Here is a 20,613-nt window from a genome sequence, read left to right as displayed (position 1 = left end):
GAGCGGAGCGAGTGAGGAACCGAGCCGACATATGAGCATGGAATGGGAATACGCGCCCGCACCGGAGAACCGGGACATCGCGCGGCTCAAATCGGAGTACCGGATGTTCCTGGACGGGGAATTCGTCGAGGGAGCCGGTCCCGGGCTGAAATCGATCAACCCGGCCACCGAGGAAGTACTGGCCGATGTTTCCACCGCCGCACCGTCCGATGTGGACACGGCGGTCGCGGCGGCGCGGCGGGCCCAGGACAAGGTCTGGGGTCCGATGCCGGGCGCCGAACGCGCCAAGTACATCTTCCGCATCGCGCGGATGATCGCCGAACGTTCCCGGGAACTCGCCGTACTGGAAACCCTGGACAACGGTAAGCCGATCAAGGAATCCCGGGATTCCGACATCCCCACCGCGGCAGCGCATTTCTTCTACCACGCGGGCTGGGCCGACAAACTCGACTACGCGGGTTTCGGCCCCGATCCGCGCCCGCTCGGGGTCGCTGCCCAGGTGATCCCGTGGAATTTCCCGCTGCTCATGGCGGCCTGGAAGATCGCGCCCGCGCTCGCCTGCGGGAACACCGTGGTGCTCAAGCCCGCCGAGACCACCCCGCTGACCGCGCTGGTGTTCGCCGAGATCTGCGCGGAGGCCGGACTCCCGCCCGGAGTGGTGAACATCCTGCCCGGGGCGGGCGATATCGGCGCCGAACTGGTCGGGCACGCGGGCGTGGACAAGGTCGCGTTCACCGGTTCCACCGAGGTGGGCAAACAGATTCAGCGCACCCTGGCCGGGACCGGCCGCAAGCTCACCCTCGAATTGGGCGGCAAGGCGGCGAACATCGTGTTCGAGGATGCCCCGATCGATCAGGCGGTCGAGGGCATCGTGAACGGGATCTTCTTCAACCAGGGCCACGTGTGCTGCGCCGGATCCCGGTTGCTGGTGCAGGAATCGGTCGCCGATGAGGTGCTCGGCAAGCTGCGCACCAGGATCGGGCGGCTGCGCATCGGTGACCCGCTGGACAAGAACACCGATGTCGGGGCGATCAACTCCGCCGAGCAGCTGGCCAGGATCCGCGAGCTGACCAGCAGCGGGGAGGTCGAAGGTGCGGACCGCTGGACGAGCCCGTGTCCCTTGCCGGACAAGGGTTTCTTCTTCGCGCCGACGGTGTTCTCCCAGGTTTCCCAGTCGATGCGGATCGCTCGCGAGGAGATCTTCGGACCGGTGCTCTCGGTACTGAGCTTCCGCACCCCGGACGAGGCGGTCGCGAAGGCGAACAACACCCCGTACGGTCTCTCCGCGGGGATCTGGACCGAGAAGGGATCCCGGATTCTCTGGGCCGCGCAGCGGATGCGGGCCGGTGTGGTCTGGGCGAACACCTTCAACCGTTTCGATCCGGCCGCCCCGTTCGGCGGCTATCAGGAATCCGGGTTCGGCCGCGAGGGCGGGCGCACCGGGCTGGAGGCATACCTCGATGTCTGATCGGGTGACCGTGGCGAAGACCTACAAGCTCTACCTCGGCGGGTCCTTCCCGCGTTCGGAATCCGGCCGCACCTACGCGGTCACCGACGCCCAGGACCGGTTCCTCGCGAACGCCGCGCAGGCCTCGCGCAAGGATGTGCGGGACGCCGTTTCGGCCGCGCGCAAGGCGTTCCCTGGCTGGTCCGGGGTCACCGCGTACAACCGCGGCCAGGTGCTCTACCGGGTCGCGGAGATGCTGGAGGGCCGCAGGGAACAGTTCGTGTCCGCGGTGCGCGATTCGGAGGGCGCATCGAACGCAGCGTCCATTGTGGACACCGCGATCGATCGCTGGGTGTGGTACGCGGGCTGGACGGACAAGATCGCGACGGTGCTCGGTGCCGCGAATCCGGTCGCCGGACCGTATTTCTCCTTCACCGTGCCCGAACCGACCGGCGTCGTCGGGGTGTTCGCCCCGCAGCACTCCGCACTGCTCGGACTGGTGAGCGTGCTCGCCCCGGTACTCGCCGCGGGCAACACCGCGGTGGTGCTGACCAGTTCCGCGCGCCCGCTTCCCGCGATCACCCTCTCCGAAGTACTGGCCACCTCCGATGTGCCGGGCGGGGTGGTCAATGTGCTCACCGGGGACACGGGCGAGCTCGCCGGGCACCTGGCCGCGCACGCCGATGTGAACGCGCTCGATCTGTGCGGCGCCCCCGCCGATCAGGCGGGCGAACTCGAACGCGCCGCCGCCGAGACGGTCAAACGAGTCCTGCCCGCCCCGGCGAGCGAACCGGACTGGACCCGGCGCCCGGACATCAAGCGGCTGCGCGCCCTCACCGAGGCGAAAACGGTCTGGCACCCGACGGGAATGTAGCGGTGGACAACTCGTCCATGTGGTCGGCCGCCCTTGCTCGACCACGTCCTGGCCACTGTACCGGCCGACCTCGAAATGCCAGTCGAAATCGCCGCGCATGATCGCGGGCAGACCGGCGATTCCGGTGCGGGTGTCCGCGCATGGTCATTCCGGAATGTTTTTCGTGTAACAGCACCGAATCGTGCGTATAGCCGAATACGCGCTCCTTCGCACAGGAGTGCACATCCTTGAACAAGCCGATATGTTCGGCCGCCGCACCGCACAGTACGCCGAATTCCGGCAGCTGGTGCACCGTGTCCGGAAGCTCGATACCGAGCGCGGTCTCCACGAGGTCCACGCCCCACAAGGCCCCCACCGCGCGCAGGCCAGGTACGTGCGCGGTGCGGACGCCGAGCGGGGCGTAGGCCGGTACTGGATGCCACCGGTGCCACGGGAGTCACGGGAGTACGCGCACGCTGGCGATCAGTGAGTGCCCCACCCCGAGCCCGGAGCGATTTTCCCGTTCACAGCGCAGCAGTTCCTCGGCGAGCGCGGTTCCCGGCTGCTCCTGATCGATGGCCGCGCGCACGATGCCGTTCCACCGGGACGCGAGCTCCGCGAAATGTTCGAGCACCGCCGGTGGCGCCCCCGTCTGCGGCGGATCGAAGAGCAACCGCTCGAATCCGCCGGTCTCCTTGCCCCCCGTCTCGACGTCACTGTGCAGTTCGTTGACCAGTTTCCGGTATGGCGGGATGTGCGGGTTGAAGGTGCGCGTCGCGGTGTGCCTGCCCAGCAGCACCGAACGGTCGGTGAACCGGGTGTCCGCGAGCCGCACCCCGGCCGAGCTCGCCGCGTTCCGCACCAGCGCCGCGAAATCCTCGCCCGCGAGGAAGGTCATCGGTTCCCCGGCGGGCGCGCTCTCCCCCTCGAAGAAGGTCATCGCGTAGTCCCAGCGGGTGTGGCCCCAGTTCGGCAGCCATTCGATCGAGTACCGCCCGAGCACATCGGCGACGAGCGCGGCCGGTTTCCCGGTTTCCCGGATGTGTTCGAAGATTCCCCGCAGCGCCTGTTCGATCTGTTCGGCCGGCAGATGCGAATAGGGCACCCCGGAGGACATGTACAGCTCGAATTCACCTTCGGGCAGCGGCCCGCGCAGATCCCCGCGCACGAACCGCGCGTCCGGATGCAGCTCGGCGGCGGTGTGCACCATGTCGGCATCGCTGTCCAGCCCGGTGTACTGCACCGCGTGCGGTACCTCGGAGAGCAGATCGAGCCCGTCCCCGGTGCCACAGCCCAGATCGAGTACCCGGACCGGCCCCTGGTGCCCCAGTCCGGCGACCGCCTCGCGCAGTAATGCGCGGGAAAGCGGTTCCTCGGCCGACCGCTTGACGGGATCACGCCGTTTCGGGGACAGATAATGCGCCCGAGCACCAGCGTAAACGGATTCACGTTTTCCCATGTGACAACCGTAGCCTCAGTTGGACAGGCCACAGCGCCGCGACCTAAAGTACAAGTATGGACAGGCGTGAACAAGGGCTGTTCGGGAAACGAAATCGGCTGATCGCCGATCTCACCGACCAGATCCACTCCGGCCGCCTCAGCAAGGGCGACCAGCTGCCGGGCGAACACCAGCTCGCGCAGCGCTACTCGGTGAGCAGGGGGACCGTGCGTGGTGCGCTCGACGAGCTCAAACGCCGCAGGCTGATCGCCACCGAGATGGGGGTGGGCTCCTTCGTCGCCTTCGACGGCGTGCCGCTCGACCAGGACCTCGGCTGGGCCACCGCGCTCGCCGATTCGGGCTTCAGCATCAGCACCGAACTGCTCGGCATCGAACGGGTCACCGATGCCTCGTTGACCGAAAGATTCGGTATCCAGGAATTCATCGCGGTGCGCAGGTTGCGCCGGGAGCAGGGGGACGGGCCGGTGTCCCTCGAGCACTCCCTGGTACCCGCGCAGGGCGCGCTCGCCGAACTGCCCGAACGCGGACTGCGCGGGGATTCGCTGACCGCGAGCCTCGCGGAGGCAGGACTGCGCGCGGACATGGGCGAGCAGTGGATCGACACCGCGCCACTGGACGAGGAATCCGCGCAACTGCTCGAGCGCGCCCCCGGTGAGGTCTTCCTCCAGTCGGTGCGGTGCAGCACCATGGTGAACGGCCGGTTCGTGGAACACGTGACGAGCCTGCTCGACCCGCACAGATTCCAGTTCCACCTCACCTTCGGAAACAGATGAACAGCTATGAGCGGGCGCTCGGCGCCTTTTATGGGCTCGCACTCGGGGACGCACTCGGCATGCCGACGCAATCCCTTTCCCGGCAACGGATCGCGGAGCTCTACGGCACCGTGGACACCCTGCTCCCGGCACGGCCCGAGCAGCCGATCGCGCCCGGCCTGCCCGCCGGATCGATTACCGATGACACCGAACAGGCCGTGCTGCTGGCCCGCCTGCTCATCGACGGCGGTGGCCAGATCGATCCGACCGTGTTCGCGAAAGCCTTGCTGGACTGGGAATCCGAGATGATCCGGCGCGGATCGGCCGATCTGCTCGGCCCGTCCACCAAACGCGCGCTCGAGGAACTGAACGCGGGCGTCGGACCGGAGGAGACCGGGCGGTTCGGCACTACGAACGGCGCGGCCATGCGCATCACCCCGGTCGCGATCGCCACCCCGCCCCGGCTCGCTCCGATGCTCGACGCGGTCGTGGCCACCAGCAGGGTCACGCACAACACGAACATCGGGATCGCCGCGGCGGCCGCCGTGGCCACCGCGGTCTCCTCCTCGATCGAGGGCACCGAACCGAAAGCGGCACTGGACAGCGCGGAACTCGCGGCGACCCACGGCGCGGGACTCGGCGTGTGGAGGGCGGGCGCGGACATCGCGGCGCGCCTCCACTGGGTGCGGAAACTGGTGCGCGGCATGGGAACCGCCGAACTCGTCGAGACGATCGCCGAACTGGTCGGCACATCCGTTGCCGCGCAGGAATCGGTGATCGCCGCGTTCGCGCTCGCCGAGGCGCGGGGTGAGGAACCGCAGCAGGCGCTGTGCCTTGCCGCACAGCTCGGCGGGGACACCGACACGATCGCCGCCATCTGCGGTGCGATACTCGGCGCGCGACACGGTGTCGCCGGGCTGCCCCGCGAACTCGTGGAAACGGTGCGCGAGGTGAACGACCTGGAACTGGAACCACTGGTCACCGGACTGCTCAAGGTGCGAGAGGAGGCGGATGAGCGTCGCCGAGACCGCCGCTGAGCCGGGTGGCGCGCTCGAGACCCGAGGGATCGAGCCGGTCCCGGACAGCGAGCGCACCGGACGGCCGATGCAGCTGTTCTGGGTGTGGTTCGCGGCGAACGTCTCCATTCTCGGCCTGCCGCTCGGTGCGACCCTCGTCGGCATCCAGCGGCTGACCTTCTGGCAGTCCGCGATCGTCGCGGTGCTCGGCGCGGTCGGTTCCTTCGCCATCGTCGGCGCGGTATCCGTCGCCGGGCGGCGCGGCGGGGCACCGGGACTGACGTTGTCCCGCGCGGTTTTCGGGGTACGCGGCAACGCGGGCCCGACCCTGGTCTCGCTGCTTTCCCGGCTCGGCTGGGAAACGGTGAACACCACGACCGCGGCCTTCGCGCTGCTTTCCCTGTGCGCCATCGTGTTCGGCACCCCGGCCGAGGCGAAGTCCGCCCCGGCACTGACGATCTGCTGCATCACGGTGTTCATCGGGCTCACCGTGATCGTCTCCGGACTCGGGCACCGGGTACTGCTTTCCGTGCAGCGGATCGCCACCTGGATCTTCGGCGCGCTGAACATCGTGGTCGCGGTGAACCTGATCGCCACGATCGACTGGCACGCGGTCGGTTCGGCGCGGCCCGCCTCGATCGGCGCGATGATTGCGGGAATCGGCACCATCGCGGCGGGAACCGGGATCGGCTGGGTGAACGCGGCCGCCGACATGTCCCGTTACCAGTCCAGGAGCGCGCGCACCGGGGCACTGGTCGCCTCGGCCGCAGCCGGTGCCGGGATTCCCCTCGTACTGCTGATCTCGCTGGGCAGCCTGCTCTCCGCGGGGGACCCGGGCCTGGCGAACGCGAGCGATCCGGTGGCCGCGATCCGCGCCATGCTCCCCACCTGGATGGCCGCGCCCTATCTGATCGCGGCGTTCGGCGGGCTGTTGCTTTCCAATCACCTCTCGGTGTACTCCGCCGGGCTGACCACGCTCACCCTCGGCATCCGGATCAAGCGGGTGTACGCGGTGATCGTGGATGTGGTCGTCACCTTCCTCGGCGCGATCTATCTGATGCTGCTCGCGCACAGCTTCTATCAGCCGTTCGTCACGTTCATCACGCTGCTCGCGGTGCCGAGCACGGCCTGGGTCGGCGTGTTCACCATGGACATGGTGCGGCGCAAGCACTATGACGCCGCGGCCCTGATGGACACCGGCCGCACGAGCGGCTATTGGTATCGCGCGGGTTGCGCACCCCGTGCGGTGCTGTCCTGGGCGGCGGGCATCCTCGCCGGTTATCTGTTCACCACCGATCAGTGGTTCACCGGCCCCTTCGCGCACACCTGGCCCGGGGAGAACGGGCTCGGCTGGGTGATCGCCTTCGCCGTCGCCGCCGGGCTGTACGCGCTGCTCGGGTGGAAGCGCCGATGAACGGGCGGCTGCTGCACACCGGGCAGGTGGTGGTGGATCTGGTGCTGCGTGTGCCCGCGCTGCCGCCGCGCGGCGGTGATCTGCTCGCCGAGAGCACCGAACTCCTGGTCGGCGGCGGGTTCAACGTGATGGCGGCCGCGGCCCGGTCCGGCGCGGATGTGCTGTACACGGGCGCGCACGGCGGCGGACGGTTCGGGGAGCAGGTGCGCGCGGCACTGCGGGCCGAGGGCATCGCGGTCGCGCGCGCCGCGAGCACCGAAACCGATACCGGAGTGTGTGTGGCGCTCGTCGAACCCGATGGGGAGCGCACCTTCGTGACCGGGACCGGCGCGGAGGGTGGGCTCGGGCCGGGCGCGCTGGACGGGATCACCGCGAGCCCGGCGGATCTGGTCTATGTCAGCGGATACAGCCTGCTGCACGAGTCCAATCGGGACACCCTGCTGGATTGGTTGCCACGTAATGGATCCGCGCGGACGCTGTTCGATCCCGGACCACTCACCCCGGACATTCCACCCGAAACCCTGCGCGCCGTACTGTCCACAGTGGATATCCTGAGCTGCAACGCGGAGGAATCGGCCCCGCTGATCGATTCGATGCGCGAATTCCCCGATTGCACCCTGCTCATCCGGGACGGCGCGGCCGGCTGCACGATCCGGCGCGGCGCCGCGACCGCCCGGGTCCCCGGATTCCCGGTGGCCGCTGTGGACACCAACGGCGCGGGGGACGCGCACTGCGGGGTGCTCGCGGCCGAATTGCTGCGCGGTACCGGGCTGGGAACCGCGGCACGCAGGGCGAACGCGGCCGCGGCCATCGCTGTTTCGCGCACCGGTCCGGCCACCGCACCGGAACGAGCGGAAATCGACCAGTTCCTTGCCGCCCGGCAAGGTTGACGTGTCCGGCCGGTCCCGACAGCATGAACGGGTGACCTTCTCCTCGACCACCGCGCTCACCACCGCGTTCCGCACCGGGGAGCTGAGCCCTGCCGAATACCTGCGCACCCTCGCCGAACGGACCGATCGCCTCGAACCGCAACTGCGCGCGTACGCCTGCCGCACCGGGGAAATCGCCACCGAGCAGGCCCGCGCGGCCACCGAGGCGTACCGGCGCGGCGAGACCGGGGAACTGCTCGGCGTCCCGCTCTCGGTCAAGGACTGTTTCCATCTGGCCGGTGCACCGACCGGGCTCGGTTCGTTACTGCACAAGGATGCCCGCGCGCTCACCGATTCCGGAGTGGTGCGCCGCCTGCGGGAAGCGGGCGCGGTCATCACCGGGAAAACGAACATGGCGGAATTCGGCCAGTCGGCCACCTCGGAGAATCTGCTCGGCCCGGAAGCAGCGAACCCCTGGGACACCGAACGCACCCCGGGTGGTTCCAGCGGCGGCAGCGCGGTCTCGGTCGCCGCGGGCCTGGCCACGGCGAGCATCGGCAGCGACGGCGGCGGCTCGGTGCGCATCCCCTCGGCGTTCTGTGGCCTCGTCGGGGTGAAGCCCAGCCAGGGACTGTGCGTCGATGAGGACGGTTTCCGTGCCATGACCCCGTTTTCCGGGCCCGGTCCGATCACCGCGAGCGTCGCGGATGCGCGACTGCTGCTCGGTGTGCTCGCCAGCCGGGTCTATCCGCGCAGCGCCACCGGCCGGAAGCGGATCGCGGTTTTCCCGGCACCACAGGGAAGGCCGGTGCACGAAGGCGTGGCGAAGGCGGTGCACGGGGCGGTGACACTGCTCGAACAGCAGGGCCACGAGTTCCTGGAGAGCCCGCTGCCCATCGAGGGCTGGGCCGAGATCTTCGGCCCGCTCGTGCTCGCCGAGGAACACCGGGAGCGCGGGCATCTGCTCGGCACCTTCGACGATCGGCTCACCCGCTACGAACTGGCCACCCTGCGCGGCGCGGCCCGCCTGGAACCCGCGGCGGTGGCCGAGGCCGAGCGCGCGCTGCGGGCCTACCGCTCCCGGTTCGCCGAACTGTTCGGCGAGGTCGATCTGCTGGTCACTCCCTCGGTCGCGGTTCCGGCCTTCCCGCACGGACAGCGGCCGCGGTCGATCGGCGGGGTCGAGGTCGACCCACTGTGGGGCGCCTATCCGTTCTCCGTGCCGTTCAACGTGGCCGGTGCCGCCGCGGTGAGCCTGCCGTGCGGACTGGCCGAAGGTCTCCCGGTCGGGGTGCAACTCGTCGCCGCCCCGGGGAACGAGACGGTGCTGCTGGATGTCGCCGAGGAACTCGAGGAAGCCATCGCTTTCGACCGGTCCGCCTTGCGAGCATTGTGGCCATGAACGGTTTCCTGACCGGCGCGGCGCGGCGCTGGTTTGAGCACCGGTACGCGGAGGCGGCCGCGCGGTGGCCGATCCCCTGCGAAGAGCTCGAGGTGGCCACGGAATTCGGCCCCACCCGGGTACGCAGCTGCGGAAGCGCGGACGGCTCCCCGCTCATACTGCTACCCGGGGCCAACGGAACCTCCCTTTCTTACGCCGCAACCGTGGCCGAACTCGGTGCGCGGCACCGGATCCACGTGCTCGACCCGATCGGCGAACTCGGCATGAGCCGCCAGACCGCCCCGATGCCGGACGTTTCGAGCACCGTGCGCTGGTTCGCCGAGACCCTCGAAACACTCGGCATCGAGCGCGCCGATCTCGCCGGTACCTCGCGCGGCGGCTGGATCGCGGCGGCGTTCGCGGTGCGCTATCCGGAGCGGGTGCGCAGCCTCACCCTGCTCGACTCGCCGGTGTTCGCCCCGCTCGGCGCGCGTTTCTACACCTGGCTGCTGGGCATGCTTCCGTTCGCCTTCCTCCCGGAACCGATACGCGGGCGGATCGGGCCACTGCGCGAACCGGATCCCGGTTTCTCCTTCGTGCTGCGTGCCAACACCGTTTTCCTTCCCGGGGCCTGCGCGCCGGTTCCGTTCACCGACGAGGAACTGCGCGCCATCACCGTCCCGTCCCGGGTGGTCATCGCCGAACACAGCGCCCTGTGCCCGGCGACTCTCGCGCATGAACGCGCCACCCTGATCCCGGACTGTCAGGTCGAAGTCCTTCCCGGACGCGACCACTTCTTCCCGCTGCGCGAACCGGACCTTGTCGCCGCACAGATCCTGACCCGGACCGCCTGAGCCGAATCGCGCGCCTGCGTGCCTCGTCTCGGTGTCCGTTCCGAGCAATATCTCGTCCACGGGCGGCCGCGCGAATTCGCCATCGACACCATCGCGCTCCCGTTCGGCACCGAATGCTGCTGTGTCACCGTTTCCGGGCACTCGAACTGCTCGGCGAGGTGCATCCGGTGAGCTCGGCGTTTCTCCGAACGAGTACTACTGAACCGGCAGCCCGGAATGGCACACTCTGTAGTCATGACGGACTTCACCACACCACAGACCATTCAGGCCGAGTTCGATATCGAAAACTGGGACGAAGTCCCCTACCACGAGCCCGAGGACGGCCCGAGACTCACCAGAATCACGATCCGCAAGAACTATCGTGGCGGAGTTCAACGAAACGGCCTCGAGGGCACCGGACTGGTCGAGGTGCTCACCGCCCAGGGCAACCTGGGCAGCGGTTACGTGGCCTCCGAACTCATCCGCGCAACCCTCGACGGCCGCGGCGGCACCTTCGTCATCCAGCACGGTGGCCTGGCCGACAACGGGGCCCAGAGCACCTTCGGCACCGTGGTGCCGCACTCCGGCACCGGAGAGCTGACCGGGCTGCGGGGCGAAGCGACCGAAGCCACCATGGGCATCCTGACCCTCACCTACTATTTCGACACCCAGCAGGATTTCGCCGACTGGCAACGGTGAACCTCACCAAGTGAGATAGCGGGTGAGCATGGCGACCAGTTCCTCCTCGAACCGGCCGATATCGATGGGGTCGGGCGCCGCGACCACCTTGTGCACGACGAGCTCGATCGTGGACACCACGAGCCGGGTAGCGGTCTCGGTGTCCTCGACCCGGACATCCGGATGATTGCCGAGCAGTTCCCGGATATAGGCGGCCCGGGAACGCTCGTACTGATCGATCTTCTCCAGCAGTTCGGGCGACCGGGGAGCCTGCTCGATCAGCACCCGAAGCAGCTGCGGATCATCCCGGTGGTTCTCGATCGCCGCGCGCACCAGGTTCCGGATGATCCCCTCGAGCGAAGCCTCCTCCAGACCCGGCCCCTCGGTGGCCGCGGCGTCCAGATGACGGAACAGCAACTCGCTCAGGATCGCGTCCTTGTTCGGGTAGTACTGATACAGCGAGCCGATCGAGATCCGCGCCTGCTCGGCGATGCGGTTGGTGGTGCCCGCGGCGTAGCCGTGCTCAGCGAAAACGTGAGCAGCCGCGATGAGAATGCGCTGCCTGGTGAGCTCCGCCCGGACCTGACGCGGCCGTTTACGTGGTTGAAGCCGCCTGCTGTCCGCCGTCATGACACCTCCGGCTGCGCCGTGCGAAAGCGAGTAGCGTTGAACACAAGTTATTGCTCATAATAGCCTTATGAACTGCGGATACGCCGTGGAAGGGGCGATGTGATGCTACCCAAAGTGCGGATGCCCGACACCCGGAAGATGATCACCCTCGAAGTGCTCGCCAACACCCGGTTGAGCGCCAACTTCACCACCATCACCCTCGGCGGCCCCGAACTCGAGCAGTTCAAACCCTCGGGCGAGGACCAGACCGTGCGCCTGTTCTTCCCCCGCGAAGGACAGGACCGGCTGACCATGCCGACGCTGTCCAACGAAGCATGGATGGCGCAGCTGCTCATGATGCCCAAGACACGTCGCCCCTGGGTGCGCAACTACACGATCCGGCGAGCGCGCCCCGAACGCGGCGAAATCGACATCGACTTCGCACTGCACGGCGAGGCTCCCGCATCCACCTGGGCACAGCACGCCAAGCCCGGCGATCCCGCTGGCATCTTCGACATGGGCGTGACCTACCTGCCGCCGGCCAGGGCATCCTGGCAGCTGCTCGTCGGCGAAGAGAGCGCCGTACCCGCGATCCTGGCCATCCTCGAGAACGCTCCCACCACACTCACCGCCGAGGTATTCCTCGAAGTCCCGGAAACCGCCGATATCCAGCACGATTTCCGTACCCCCGAAGGAGTTCGCGTGCACTGGCTCGCCCGCGACCGTGCGGATGCCCTGCCCGGAGAACTCGCACTCCAAACCGTGCGAAACGCCCAGCTGCCCGCGGAACCCTTCTACACCTGGGCCGCGGGCGAGGCGAAACTGCCGACCGGACTGCGCCGCCACCTGGTCAACGAACGCGGTATCCCCAAAGCCGATATCGCCTTCTTCGGGTACTGGCGACACGGCCGGTCCAGCCCCGGTTGATTCGGCGCGGATCACATCGCAGAAAAGATGCGGATTCCGACGAGTCCAGGTAGGCTCTCGCGAGAGGGCTTCCGGAGCGCACCATCCGGGAGCCCTCAATGCATTTCGTTACCGGCCGCCGTAGCCGAACTCATTACCGTCCGGATCCCGGAAGATCACCTTACGCATACCCTCGTCGTAGGTGTCCCGCTGCTCCGGATCGATACCGTGTTCGGCAATCCCGGAGACCACCGCCTCGAGATCATCCACCAGCACCGTATTCATCGCATGGCCCGCGTGCGCCGGATCCTCCACGACGTACACCCAGCTGTTCTCGCCGAGCTCCCGCACCGATTCGGTCTCGGTCGCCGCGAACGATACCGGCCGCCCGAAAAACCGCTCATACCAGGCAACCGCGACCGCGTGGTCGCTGACCGGGATTCACGCGAACAGAGAAGTGGGCATGACAGCAGAGGTTACTCACGCCGACCGCGGACGCAAGGCCTGCCGACCTGCGAGCAGGTGAACACAGGACCGGCAGTTCCGTGACCGTGCACCATTCCCGTTCTCTTGTTATTTCGTAGTGCTCCTCACCGAACTCGAGTACGTCGATTTCCGTCATCGATTTCTTCAGGGAATTCACCCAAGGGCGCTTTCATCGCAATACTGCGCGGACGATCCTTCCTGCTGCCGGAACGGCGACCGTTTCGGCGAGGCATCCCCGTACCGATCATGTCTCTCGGGTACCGGTGCGGGGATCGTGTGCGGCGAGCCGGAGCGCGGCCGTGCGCAGATCGTGGTGTGGCTGACCGGTGCCGAGTTCATGCAGGGCGATCTCGGCGACGGCGGCGACGAACAGGGTCGCGACGGGCCCGGCCCGGTGCCAGCCGAGGGCTTCCAGGTCGGCGACGGCGATGCGCGCGAACTGGTCGTTGCGCGCGGCGATATGCGGGCCGAGCGCAGCGTCGGTGCGCGCTTGCACGAGCAGCGCCTTGGTGGCGGGGTGGTTCAGGCACCCATCGAGATAGGCGGTCATCCCGGCCGCCAGCCGGTCCAATCCTGCCGGCAAGGCCTCGATCGCGGCGTCGGCCGCGGCGGTGAGCTGGTCGTGAAAGGCCATGTGCAGGGCGACGAGGTAGTCGGTGCGAGTAGACCAATGCTGGTAGAAGCTCCCCTTGGCCATCTTGGCTTCGGCGACGATGGCGTTGACCGACAGCCGGGAAAGGTCTTCGCCGGCCAGCAGTCGCTGGCCGGCCTCCAGCAGAGATCGGCGACCGGACTCAGCCGACCTCATCATCGACTCCTGCGGTGTTCATCGTGTGCTGACGCAGGAAAGGCAAGACGTGCTCCAGGAAATCGTGCGGCCGCTCATTGAACGGCTCGTGACTGGTGGCCAGCAGCACCGACTGCGCGTCGGGCAGTGCCCGCCGCGCACGCCGGCCATCGATCGCGGCGGGCAACACCGGATCTCGCCGTCCCCACACCAGTAGCGCGGGCGCGCTCAGGGCACTGTCGGTGAGATCGAACCGTGGGTCGGAGAAACTCCGCCATATCGCGCAATGGACCGCCAGCCGCCGCCGATCCCGCCGGATCGCACGGGCGCGGGCGTAGCTGGCGCGAGCGCTGGGGGTGCGCAGGCGGCCCAGATTGGCTCGCATGAGCGGAGTGACCAACGCCCGCGCCAAGCGCGGACGGCCCATCACGTGCCGGCAGAAGAACCGGGTCAGGGGGTTGTGCGGGGTGAAGCCACCGGGATCCACCAGTACGACACCGGTGATCACCGCCGGGCGCCGTTGTGCCAGCCTGGCCGCCACGTAGCCGCCGACACTGTTGCCGAGAACCGAGAGCCGCACGATCCCACGTTCAGCCAGGACATCCAGGACATCTTCGGCCACCTCGACGAGCCCGTCCGCGGTCACCCGGTCCGGCTCGGTCACGGTGGAGCCACCGTAGCCCGGCCAGTCGAGCGTTACGACGGTCCACTCCCGAACCAGATCCTCCACGACCGCGTCGAAGTCTCGACTGTCTCCCGGGTTGGCGTGTAACAGCAGCACGGCACCCTGCTCCGCGACGGGGTGTTCCCGCAGGTGCACCGCTATCTCACCCAGCGCCGTCGGCACCGTGAACACCGACCGCGCTGCCTTCGCCGCACCTGCCGTCATGACCGCCACCCGGATCCCGGGGACCCGCCATCCCCGCCAACGGATCCCGACCGCTCACGCTCCCGGCGCCCCGCGGCTCGGACAAGCAACTCGCCCATCTCATCGGCCCGGGACTTCGCGAACACCAGGGGCGGGGACAACGCCACCGTAGAAGCCCCAAACCGATGGGGAACGCGAACGCCTCGACTCGGCCGGATCGGGCGGTAGTACGTCAACTTGGCCTCGAACGGCGCATCGGCACCCGGACGTTCCAACGCCAACATCCTTCAATCGACTACTTCGACCATAGGACCGACCGGTCGGTCATGGCAAGCGTGCCGGTGACCTGTCAGAGCGCCTTTTGAAATGAGCCCTGAGTGGTGATCGCAGCGCGCCGAGGTCGGCGGCGTGCACCACAAACACCTCACCCCATCAGGCACCTGCGCCAAGGACCATCTTGCTCGTCCGCTGCGCGCACCGACCATGGTGCCCGCTACCTGGCCGCCACTGGTGCGCCGACGCGGCTCATGCACCTGGTGGCCCATCACTCCTGCGCGTACCGCGAGAGCGAACTCCGCGACCTCGGCGGTGATCTGGCCGAATTCACCGACGAGAAGACACCGCCGCGCGATGCCCTGTGGTGGGCCGATATGGTCACCGCGCCGAACGGCACGGTGACCACGATTGACCGGCGGTTGAGCGAAATTCAAACCCGATACGGTCCGACCGACCTCGTGACTTTCTTCATCCGCGCAGCGCCTTCCGAACTCACCGCGGCCGTGGACCGCACCGAGCAACGGCTTACCGAAGCGGGCATCGTCTACGAGTAGTACGGCTCAACGAATCCCACCGACTTCCGAACTAGCCGCGCAATTCCATGGTGCAGCACTCATCGATTCCACGCGTCGTCCGCATGACCGGGCAAGACGGCGGCGTTCGGGGATCTGACAAGCTCCCTATTCGGCGATGGTTCCGCACCTCGGCGTCCTTCTTCCGCTTTGCCAGTCGCTTCGCCCCATGGTGGCAGGAGGCGCACAGTGTCCCCACCCGCCGCGGAGACACCAATCGGACCTTGTCGCTCAGTCTGGGATACTGGCAAGGATCTTTTCAAGGACCTTGCGCATCGCTTCGACATCTGTTGCCTCTTGATTGCTGAGAACGGCACAGTGCAGGTCCAGCCCGGGGAACCAGGCATTCATAGCCTTGAATCCGGCGTTGTCGCCGTCATGCCATCTCGCCGGCCGGTCGACTAGCGGCCCGAGGCACCAACCGTAGCCGTAGCCGGTTTCTGGCAGACGCTCGCCGCAGTCGATGTGCTTATGAAACATCGCTGCGCGCGAGTCGGCACTCAGCACATCGCCGTTACGAAGCGCTTCATCCCAGCGGAGCAGGTCCGACACCGTCGACCAGGCATCTCCAGCTCCCATACCAACGGTATCGAGTTCGTAGGAAGAGGTCAGCTTTGCACCATCATGACCGCGAGCGATATCCGTCCGGACGTCAGGAGTGCCGACGAACGTGCGATCCATACCGAGTGGCAGGAAAAGCGATTGTTGCAGAAATTCGCGATATGGCAGCTCGCCGACGCGTTCCACAATCCGCGCGAGCAGGACATAACCGGGACTGCTGTACCGGAACGCATGACCGGGCCGACAACACAATGAACGCTGACCAAGTATCTCGATGAACTCGCCGCCTGGTAACGGTTGGTAAAGGTCGATATTCGGATAGTCTTCCCAATGCCCCAAACCGGATCCGTGACACAACAAGTGATGTACCGTCATGTCTCGCCATGCTGAAGGGCAATGTGAAAGCCAACGAGATACCGGATCATCCAGCTGCAATTCATGCCTATCCACCAACGCTAAGACAGCCGCCGCCGTGAACTGCTTACTTACCGAAGCAAGCTGAAATCGGGTATCTGGAGTACAGGACTCCCCGCTGTAGGAATCCGCCACACCGGACGCACTCGCAAAAACCACGTCACCTCTGCGAGCCGCAAGAACACACCCCTGAATCGTCTCCGCCATGGCTCCAAATTGTATGCCGACAACAGCATCCTTCCACCCCTTTCGCCGCTGCCACCCGCTTCGCCTCGCGGTGGTTGGGCCAGGGGTGAGAGCCGGCTCATCGCACAGCGACGCCGAACCGCGCCCTTGATGCGGCCGCCGCGAGGTAAGACGGTCCCCCGTGAAGGGCTTGCCAGGTCAATCGCGACATCGACCGCCGGGCTTTCTTGGCCAGGTCGGAGTAGCGTTGCCGACCATGGATGAACCCCTGGCCAGCGGTAGTGCTCGCCATGTACTGGAGCTTCATCGGCAGGCCGCGATAACTCGGTCTGCCGATGACATGGCGCGCCTGTATGCGGTCGATGCGGTGCACGAGTTTCCGTTCACGAGACCTGGTGTGCCCTCCCGGCTGGAGGGGCGAGAAGCGATTCTCGAGTTTGTCATTGGTAGCTGGCGCGATCTCCCGCTGAAGTACGAGCGGTATCACACGTTATCGATCCTCGACACGACTGAGCCGAACACGATTGTCGTGGAGCAGGAGGCCATCGGAAAGGATCGAGCAGGCCGCGCCTTCACCCTGCCTAACATCGTCGTGCTGACTGTGCGCGGCGGGCAGATTGCTCATCTCCGGGACTACGTGAATCTCATTGCCGTAGCCGAGGCAGTGGGCACAGCCGACTCGTAGGCACAAGGCTGTCCGCTTGGCCTGCACCGTGATTCATTGGCCGCTGGCGGGCCGACCCGACCCCGCTTGCCCGCTTGGATTACATCGCGAACGTCCCGTCTGGTGTGACCGGTCGCCGTGTTGTGGGTCTGGTGGTTCACGTGCGAAGTGAACAGAGCATCCGCCCGGCCGCCGGGAGCCCTCGAGTCATTCCGTGGTGATTCCGCGAACGGTCCCGGCCAGCTTGCCACGGACACAGATCGTCACAGACGATTTTGTTCGGAAACCACGTCAGAACCGTTGTGGCACAACGAATCTGCCCATCCACCAGCCGAGCAGGCAACTACCGATAGTGACTGACTCAATCCCGCAATTCCATGGTGCAGCATTTGGGGCCACCGCCGGACTTGCGCAGTTCCGAGATGTCCACGTGCAGCGGCGCATAACCGCGGGCGCGCAATTGTTCGGCGAGTGCGGTGGCTTCGGCGGGCAGGACGACGTGGTATCCGTCGCTGACTCCGTTGAGGCCGAGGCACGCGGCATCCGCACCGGTGGCGATGACGGCGTCGGGGAAGAGGCGGAGCAGTACTTGCCGTGAGCCGGGGGAGAAGGCTTCGGGGTAGTAGGCGATGTTGGCTTCGGGCCCTTCGTTGAGCACGAACAGGGCGGTGTCGAGGTGGTAGTAGCTGGGGTCGATCAGACGCAGGGAAACAATCGGCACACCCAGCACTTCCTGTGCTTCGCCGTGTGCGCGCTCGTCGGTGCGGAATCCGGTCCCGGCGAGCAGCAGGCTCCCGGTCCAGGCGAAGTCGCCCTCGGCTTCGTTGACGGCGGTGGGCATGACGACGTCGGTGTAGCCGTTTTCGAGGAACCAGCGGCGGAAGTGTTCGGCTTCGGCGGCTCGTTGCGGCGCCCGGAATCGAGAACCGAGGACTTTGCCGCCGATGACGGTCCCGGAGTTGGCGGCGAAGACCATGTCGGGCAGTCCTGGCTGGGGCAGGATGCGATGCACGTGGTGACCGAGGCGTTCGTAGGTGTCGGCGAGCCGGGTCCACTGCCGCATGGCGAGCTCGGTGTCGACGCCTGCGGTGGGGTCCATCCAGGGGTTGATGGAGTATTCGACGGTGAAGAACTCCGGGGGGCACATCAGGTAGCTGCGCACGGTGGGTACGCGTTCGGCGATGAGCTGGCCGCCGGGGGACTCCAAGATCGTCATAACACCAAATCTATGTGCGTGGCGACCATCGAACAATGTCGCGATGTTGCGGACAGACAGGCAGAATGTTGCGCATGGACGCCACAGATCAGCGAATCATTTCGGCATTGGTGAGCGATGCGCGCGCCAGCTATGCGGAGATCGGCAAGGAGGTGGCGCTCTCGGCGCCCGCGGTGAAGCGGCGGGTGGACCGGCTGCTGGAGCTCGGCGTGCTGCGCGGGTTCACCGCGGTGGTCAATCCGGAGGCGATCGGGCGGGGCACCGAGGCATTCATCGAGGTGCACTGCCGGGGCAACATCACCCCGGCGCGCATCCGGGGCGCGCTGGAACCGTTCCCGGAGGTGGTCGCGGCGTACACGGTGACCGGTTCGGCGGACGCGATCGTGCATCTGCGCGCGGCGAGCATGCACCATCTGGAGAACGTGCTGGAGCAGGTGCGCGCACTGGAGATCGTGGACACCACGGTTTCCACGGTGGTGCTGTCCACGCTGCTGGAGCGCCCGCCGATGCCGGAGCGGTAATCTCGCCTGTCATGGCTGAGACTCGCGCTGAGATCCGCACCGAACACACCGGGGGCGTCGCCGTGCTCACCGTGCACGACCCGGACCGCCGCAATGCCCTGACCACAGACCTTTCCGCCGAGCTCGCGGAGGCCGTGACCCGCTGCGAGGCCGATGATTCGGTGCACGCGCTGGTGATCACCGGCGCGGGCCCGGCGTTCTGCGCGGGGGCGGATCTCGCCGCGCTCACCGATGCGAGTGCGGCGGCCGAACAGGAGCGCGGGCTGCGCGCGGTCTATGCGGGGTTCCTCGCGGTCGCCGAGTGCCGCCTGCCCACGATCGCCGCGGTGAACGGGGCTGCGGTGGGCGCGGGCCTGAATCTCGCGCTGGCCGCCGATGTGCGCATCGCGGGCCCGAAGGCACGGTTCGACGCGCGATTCCTGCGGCTCGGCATTCACCCGGGCGGTGGGATGACCTGGATGCTGCAGCAAGCTGTCGGTCCCCAGACGGCCCGCGCGATGGTGCTGTTCGGCCAGATCCTGGACGCGGAGGCCGCGGTGCGTGCCGGTCTCGCCCATTCGGCTGCCGAGGACCCGGTCGCCGCCGCGGTGGAGTTCGCCGAACCGGCCACCCAGGCGCCACGGGAACTGGTGCTCGCCACCAAGGCGAGCATGCGCACGACGGCCGCGCTGGACGCGCACGCCGGTGCGGTGGACGTCGAGCTGGCCCCGCAGGTGGAATCGCTGAACTCGCCCGCGTTCGCCGAGCGCCTGGCGGCCATGCGGGCGAAGATCAGCCATCGCTGACTGTGTTAGTTTAGGCTAAGCTAACACACTCAGGAGTGCGCGATGACCTCGATCAGGCAGGAGATCCGCCGGATCACCCAGCACGGCCAGGGCCCGTTCAGCTGCGAGGTCGAGGTCGAGCGCGTATGGCCGATTTCCCGGGGATTCCGCCGGGTGGCGGTGCACGGTTCGGGACTGGCGCAGTATCGGGACATCTGGCCGGCGGACGCGTTCAAGCTGATGCTCCCGGGCGCCGAGCAGCCAGAACAGCCACTGCCGCGCGCCTACACGGTGCGCAGCTTCGACCCGGAACGCAACCGGATCGAGTTCGACGTCGCCGAGCATCACGGTGGACCGGGAATGGCCTGGCTGGAGCGCACCGGACCGGGCGAGGTCGTCGGGCTCGCCGGAATGCGCCATGAGTTCACCTCGGCGGCCCCGGTGGACCGGCACCTCATCGTCGGGGATGCGAGCGCCCTGCCCGCGGTCGCCGCGATCGTCGAAGCATTGCCCCCGGATGTGCCCGCGCTGGTCTGCCTTTCCACCGCGGAGGAATCGGACAAGGCGCTGCTCCCCGAACGCGAGCACACCAGCGTGCACTGGCTGACCGGGCAACCCCGCCAGGCGCTCGTCGAACTGGTGCGCTCGGTCGCCGCGCCGCAGGGGCGCACCCAGGCGTGGCTGGCCGCCGAGGCGGCGGTGGTGCGCGAACTGCGCCGCTTCACCCTCGACGAGTGTGCCGTGGACCGCCAGGACATGCAGGCGCGCGCGTACTGGAAGGCCGGAGTGGACAGTACGGCGATCGATGCGGACAGCATCGTGCGTTATCAGAAGGCCATGGCGGACGGTTTGGACATCACCGACCCGGATGTGGTCGACCGGATGGAATTCGAAACCGCGGGAGGTTGAACCTCGAGCTAACTGAAGTTCCGTACCACGAAACACGCGCGGCGTGATCTCCGACACATGGGTGCTTGTACGACACAATCGATGCAGCGGTACTGACATGCGCTTGGTAGCAGTCACGGCAGGCCCTGCGGGTGGTTGCGCGATGATGCAGCACACGATGCGTTTTCCTGCG

At 67.3% G+C, this 20,613-nt stretch carries 23 protein-coding genes; 15 read left to right on the top strand and 8 right to left on the bottom strand.

Going from position 1 to position 20,613, the window contains the following annotated elements; all coding sequences use genetic code 11:
- Window positions 1-31 precede the first annotated feature (31 nt).
- Both A37U_RS0126610 and A37U_RS0126605 read left to right on the top strand, forming a co-directional pair.
- Entirely contained in the window at window positions 32-1,468 is a 1,437-nt protein-coding gene (locus tag A37U_RS0126610; protein ID WP_020499719.1) for an aldehyde dehydrogenase family protein, read from the top strand.
- On the top strand, window positions 1,461-2,321 hold the full coding sequence (locus A37U_RS0126605) for an aldehyde dehydrogenase family protein (RefSeq protein ID WP_026197632.1): 861 nt from the start codon (window positions 1,461-1,463) through the stop codon (window positions 2,319-2,321). The genes A37U_RS0126610 and A37U_RS0126605 overlap by 8 nt, the downstream gene beginning before the upstream one ends.
- On the opposite strand, the gene A37U_RS55035 is transcribed toward A37U_RS0126605, so the two are convergent.
- Both A37U_RS55035 and A37U_RS48590 read right to left on the bottom strand, forming a co-directional pair.
- Window positions 2,281-2,676 carry a terpene synthase family protein gene (locus tag A37U_RS55035; RefSeq protein WP_420806261.1) on the bottom strand — a complete coding sequence of 132 codons (396 nt, stop codon included), beginning with the start codon at window positions 2,674-2,676 and terminating at the stop codon, window positions 2,281-2,283. The two genes, A37U_RS0126605 and A37U_RS55035, sit on opposite strands and share 41 nt — an antisense overlap.
- 81 nt (window positions 2,677-2,757) lie before the next feature.
- Window positions 2,758-3,759 (bottom strand): class I SAM-dependent methyltransferase, encoded by a 1,002-nt coding sequence (locus tag A37U_RS48590; protein WP_020499716.1) that lies wholly within the window; start codon window positions 3,757-3,759, stop codon window positions 2,758-2,760.
- Between the two features lie 56 nt (window positions 3,760-3,815).
- On the opposite strand from A37U_RS48590, the gene A37U_RS0126590 reads away from it, so the two are divergent.
- The 7 genes from A37U_RS0126590 (at window position 3,816) to A37U_RS0126555 (ending at window position 10,723) form a co-directional block, all read left to right on the top strand.
- A complete protein-coding gene (locus A37U_RS0126590; RefSeq protein ID WP_020499715.1) occupies window positions 3,816-4,532 on the top strand; it encodes a GntR family transcriptional regulator in 717 nt (238 codons plus the stop codon).
- The gene (locus A37U_RS0126585; RefSeq protein ID WP_020499714.1) at window positions 4,529-5,548 is read left to right on the top strand and encodes an ADP-ribosylglycohydrolase family protein; all 1,020 of its coding nucleotides are present in this window, start codon (window positions 4,529-4,531) and stop codon (window positions 5,546-5,548) included. The genes A37U_RS0126590 and A37U_RS0126585 overlap by 4 nt, the downstream gene beginning before the upstream one ends.
- A complete protein-coding gene (locus tag A37U_RS0126580) occupies window positions 5,523-6,941 on the top strand; it encodes a purine-cytosine permease family protein (RefSeq protein WP_020499713.1) in 1,419 nt (472 codons plus the stop codon). The genes A37U_RS0126585 and A37U_RS0126580 overlap by 26 nt, the downstream gene beginning before the upstream one ends.
- Complete coding sequence (locus A37U_RS0126575) at window positions 6,938-7,831, top strand: PfkB family carbohydrate kinase (RefSeq protein ID WP_020499712.1); 894 nt, start codon at window positions 6,938-6,940, stop codon at window positions 7,829-7,831. Before A37U_RS0126580 ends, A37U_RS0126575 begins: the two co-directional genes overlap by 4 nt.
- A 31-nt stretch (window positions 7,832-7,862) precedes the next feature.
- Window positions 7,863-9,212, top strand: a complete 1,350-nt coding sequence (locus A37U_RS0126570; RefSeq protein ID WP_157183029.1) for an amidase — start codon at window positions 7,863-7,865, stop codon at window positions 9,210-9,212.
- Entirely contained in the window at window positions 9,209-10,045 is an 837-nt protein-coding gene (locus tag A37U_RS45395; RefSeq protein ID WP_020499710.1) for an alpha/beta fold hydrolase, read from the top strand. Before A37U_RS0126570 ends, A37U_RS45395 begins: the two co-directional genes overlap by 4 nt.
- 234 nt (window positions 10,046-10,279) lie before the next feature.
- Window positions 10,280-10,723 (top strand): DUF3224 domain-containing protein, encoded by a 444-nt coding sequence (locus A37U_RS0126555; protein WP_020499708.1) that lies wholly within the window; start codon window positions 10,280-10,282, stop codon window positions 10,721-10,723.
- A 3-nt stretch (window positions 10,724-10,726) separates the two neighbouring features.
- Here the strand turns inward: A37U_RS0126555 and A37U_RS0126550 are convergent, their stop codons facing one another.
- Window positions 10,727-11,332 carry a TetR/AcrR family transcriptional regulator gene (locus A37U_RS0126550; protein ID WP_020499707.1) on the bottom strand — a complete coding sequence of 202 codons (606 nt, stop codon included), beginning with the start codon at window positions 11,330-11,332 and terminating at the stop codon, window positions 10,727-10,729.
- A 120-nt stretch (window positions 11,333-11,452) separates the two neighbouring features.
- Between A37U_RS0126550 and A37U_RS0126545 the strand changes: the two genes are divergently transcribed.
- On the top strand, window positions 11,453-12,238 hold the full coding sequence (locus tag A37U_RS0126545) for a siderophore-interacting protein (protein WP_020499706.1): 786 nt from the start codon (window positions 11,453-11,455) through the stop codon (window positions 12,236-12,238).
- Window positions 12,239-12,346: 108 nt separating this feature from the next.
- Here the strand turns inward: A37U_RS0126545 and A37U_RS45390 are convergent, their stop codons facing one another.
- The 3 genes from A37U_RS45390 to A37U_RS0126530 form a co-directional block, all read right to left on the bottom strand.
- Window positions 12,347-12,658 carry a VOC family protein gene (locus A37U_RS45390; RefSeq protein ID WP_240437689.1) on the bottom strand — a complete coding sequence of 104 codons (312 nt, stop codon included), beginning with the start codon at window positions 12,656-12,658 and terminating at the stop codon, window positions 12,347-12,349.
- 289 nt (window positions 12,659-12,947) lie between these two features.
- Window positions 12,948-13,511, bottom strand: a complete 564-nt coding sequence (locus tag A37U_RS45385) for a TetR/AcrR family transcriptional regulator (RefSeq protein ID WP_020499704.1) — start codon at window positions 13,509-13,511, stop codon at window positions 12,948-12,950.
- A complete protein-coding gene (locus A37U_RS0126530) occupies window positions 13,498-14,379 on the bottom strand; it encodes an alpha/beta fold hydrolase (RefSeq protein ID WP_020499703.1) in 882 nt (293 codons plus the stop codon). The genes A37U_RS45385 and A37U_RS0126530 overlap by 14 nt, the downstream gene beginning before the upstream one ends.
- A gap of 506 nt (window positions 14,380-14,885) precedes the next feature.
- On the opposite strand from A37U_RS0126530, the gene A37U_RS45380 reads away from it, so the two are divergent.
- Window positions 14,886-15,188, top strand: coding sequence for a hypothetical protein (locus A37U_RS45380; protein ID WP_020499702.1), 303 nt, complete (start codon window positions 14,886-14,888; stop codon window positions 15,186-15,188).
- A gap of 249 nt (window positions 15,189-15,437) precedes the next feature.
- Here A37U_RS45380 and A37U_RS49185 read toward each other — a convergent pair whose 3' ends face one another.
- Complete coding sequence (locus tag A37U_RS49185; protein ID WP_083933845.1) at window positions 15,438-16,388, bottom strand: serine hydrolase domain-containing protein; 951 nt, start codon at window positions 16,386-16,388, stop codon at window positions 15,438-15,440.
- Window positions 16,389-16,623: 235 nt separating this feature from the next.
- Here A37U_RS49185 and A37U_RS0126515 point away from each other — a divergent pair, with 235 nt between their 5' ends.
- Window positions 16,624-17,052, top strand: a complete 429-nt coding sequence (locus A37U_RS0126515) for a nuclear transport factor 2 family protein (RefSeq protein WP_040588765.1) — start codon at window positions 16,624-16,626, stop codon at window positions 17,050-17,052.
- Window positions 17,053-17,392: 340 nt separating this feature from the next.
- Here the strand turns inward: A37U_RS0126515 and ddaH are convergent, their stop codons facing one another.
- On the bottom strand, window positions 17,393-18,247 hold the full coding sequence (ddaH, locus tag A37U_RS0126510) for a dimethylargininase (protein WP_020499698.1): 855 nt from the start codon (window positions 18,245-18,247) through the stop codon (window positions 17,393-17,395).
- Window positions 18,248-18,321: 74 nt separating this feature from the next.
- On the opposite strand from ddaH, the gene A37U_RS0126505 reads away from it, so the two are divergent.
- Genes A37U_RS0126505 through A37U_RS0126495 form a run of 3 tightly spaced genes read left to right on the top strand, consistent with a single transcriptional unit; the run spans window position 18,322 to window position 20,441 of the window.
- Entirely contained in the window at window positions 18,322-18,768 is a 447-nt protein-coding gene (locus A37U_RS0126505) for an Lrp/AsnC family transcriptional regulator (RefSeq protein WP_040588837.1), read from the top strand.
- 11 nt (window positions 18,769-18,779) lie between these two features.
- Window positions 18,780-19,553 carry an enoyl-CoA hydratase gene (locus A37U_RS0126500; protein WP_020499696.1) on the top strand — a complete coding sequence of 258 codons (774 nt, stop codon included), beginning with the start codon at window positions 18,780-18,782 and terminating at the stop codon, window positions 19,551-19,553.
- Between the two features lie 42 nt (window positions 19,554-19,595).
- Window positions 19,596-20,441: a siderophore-interacting protein gene (locus A37U_RS0126495; protein WP_020499695.1), complete on the top strand. Its 846-nt coding sequence runs from the start codon at window positions 19,596-19,598 to the stop codon at window positions 20,439-20,441.
- Window positions 20,442-20,613: the final 172 nt, after the last annotated feature.

This window comes from Sciscionella marina DSM 45152 (genome assembly GCF_000379465.1).
Taxonomy (GTDB): Bacteria; Actinomycetota; Actinomycetes; order Mycobacteriales; family Pseudonocardiaceae; genus Sciscionella; species Sciscionella marina.
Note: the sequence above shows the minus strand (reverse complement) of the source record. Positions and strands in the feature narration are given on the sequence as shown.

Excerpts from the sequence above, each read along its gene's own strand:
- A37U_RS0126610 (WP_020499719.1), top strand. The coding sequence starts at position 32 with ATGAGCATGGAATGGGAATACGCGCCCGCACCGGAGAACCGGGACATC.
- A37U_RS0126605 (WP_026197632.1), top strand. The coding sequence starts at position 1,461 with ATGTCTGATCGGGTGACCGTGGCGAAGACCTACAAGCTCTACCTCGGC.
- A37U_RS48590 (WP_020499716.1), bottom strand. The coding sequence starts at position 3,759 with ATGGGAAAACGTGAATCCGTTTACGCTGGTGCTCGGGCGCATTATCTG.
- A37U_RS0126590 (WP_020499715.1), top strand. The coding sequence starts at position 3,816 with ATGGACAGGCGTGAACAAGGGCTGTTCGGGAAACGAAATCGGCTGATC.
- A37U_RS0126585 (WP_020499714.1), top strand. The coding sequence starts at position 4,529 with ATGAACAGCTATGAGCGGGCGCTCGGCGCCTTTTATGGGCTCGCACTC.
- A37U_RS0126580 (WP_020499713.1), top strand. The coding sequence starts at position 5,523 with ATGAGCGTCGCCGAGACCGCCGCTGAGCCGGGTGGCGCGCTCGAGACC.
- A37U_RS0126575 (WP_020499712.1), top strand. The coding sequence starts at position 6,938 with ATGAACGGGCGGCTGCTGCACACCGGGCAGGTGGTGGTGGATCTGGTG.
- A37U_RS45395 (WP_020499710.1), top strand. The coding sequence starts at position 9,209 with ATGAACGGTTTCCTGACCGGCGCGGCGCGGCGCTGGTTTGAGCACCGG.
- A37U_RS0126555 (WP_020499708.1), top strand. The coding sequence starts at position 10,280 with ATGACGGACTTCACCACACCACAGACCATTCAGGCCGAGTTCGATATC.
- A37U_RS0126550 (WP_020499707.1), bottom strand. The coding sequence starts at position 11,332 with ATGACGGCGGACAGCAGGCGGCTTCAACCACGTAAACGGCCGCGTCAG.
- A37U_RS0126545 (WP_020499706.1), top strand. The coding sequence starts at position 11,453 with ATGCCCGACACCCGGAAGATGATCACCCTCGAAGTGCTCGCCAACACC.
- A37U_RS45385 (WP_020499704.1), bottom strand. The coding sequence starts at position 13,511 with ATGAGGTCGGCTGAGTCCGGTCGCCGATCTCTGCTGGAGGCCGGCCAG.
- A37U_RS0126530 (WP_020499703.1), bottom strand. The coding sequence starts at position 14,379 with ATGACGGCAGGTGCGGCGAAGGCAGCGCGGTCGGTGTTCACGGTGCCG.
- A37U_RS45380 (WP_020499702.1), top strand. The coding sequence starts at position 14,886 with ATGCACCTGGTGGCCCATCACTCCTGCGCGTACCGCGAGAGCGAACTC.
- A37U_RS49185 (WP_083933845.1), bottom strand. The coding sequence starts at position 16,388 with ATGGCGGAGACGATTCAGGGGTGTGTTCTTGCGGCTCGCAGAGGTGAC.
- A37U_RS0126515 (WP_040588765.1), top strand. The coding sequence starts at position 16,624 with ATGGATGAACCCCTGGCCAGCGGTAGTGCTCGCCATGTACTGGAGCTT.
- ddaH (WP_020499698.1), bottom strand. The coding sequence starts at position 18,247 with ATGACGATCTTGGAGTCCCCCGGCGGCCAGCTCATCGCCGAACGCGTA.
- A37U_RS0126505 (WP_040588837.1), top strand. The coding sequence starts at position 18,322 with ATGGACGCCACAGATCAGCGAATCATTTCGGCATTGGTGAGCGATGCG.
- A37U_RS0126500 (WP_020499696.1), top strand. The coding sequence starts at position 18,780 with ATGGCTGAGACTCGCGCTGAGATCCGCACCGAACACACCGGGGGCGTC.
- A37U_RS0126495 (WP_020499695.1), top strand. The coding sequence starts at position 19,596 with ATGACCTCGATCAGGCAGGAGATCCGCCGGATCACCCAGCACGGCCAG.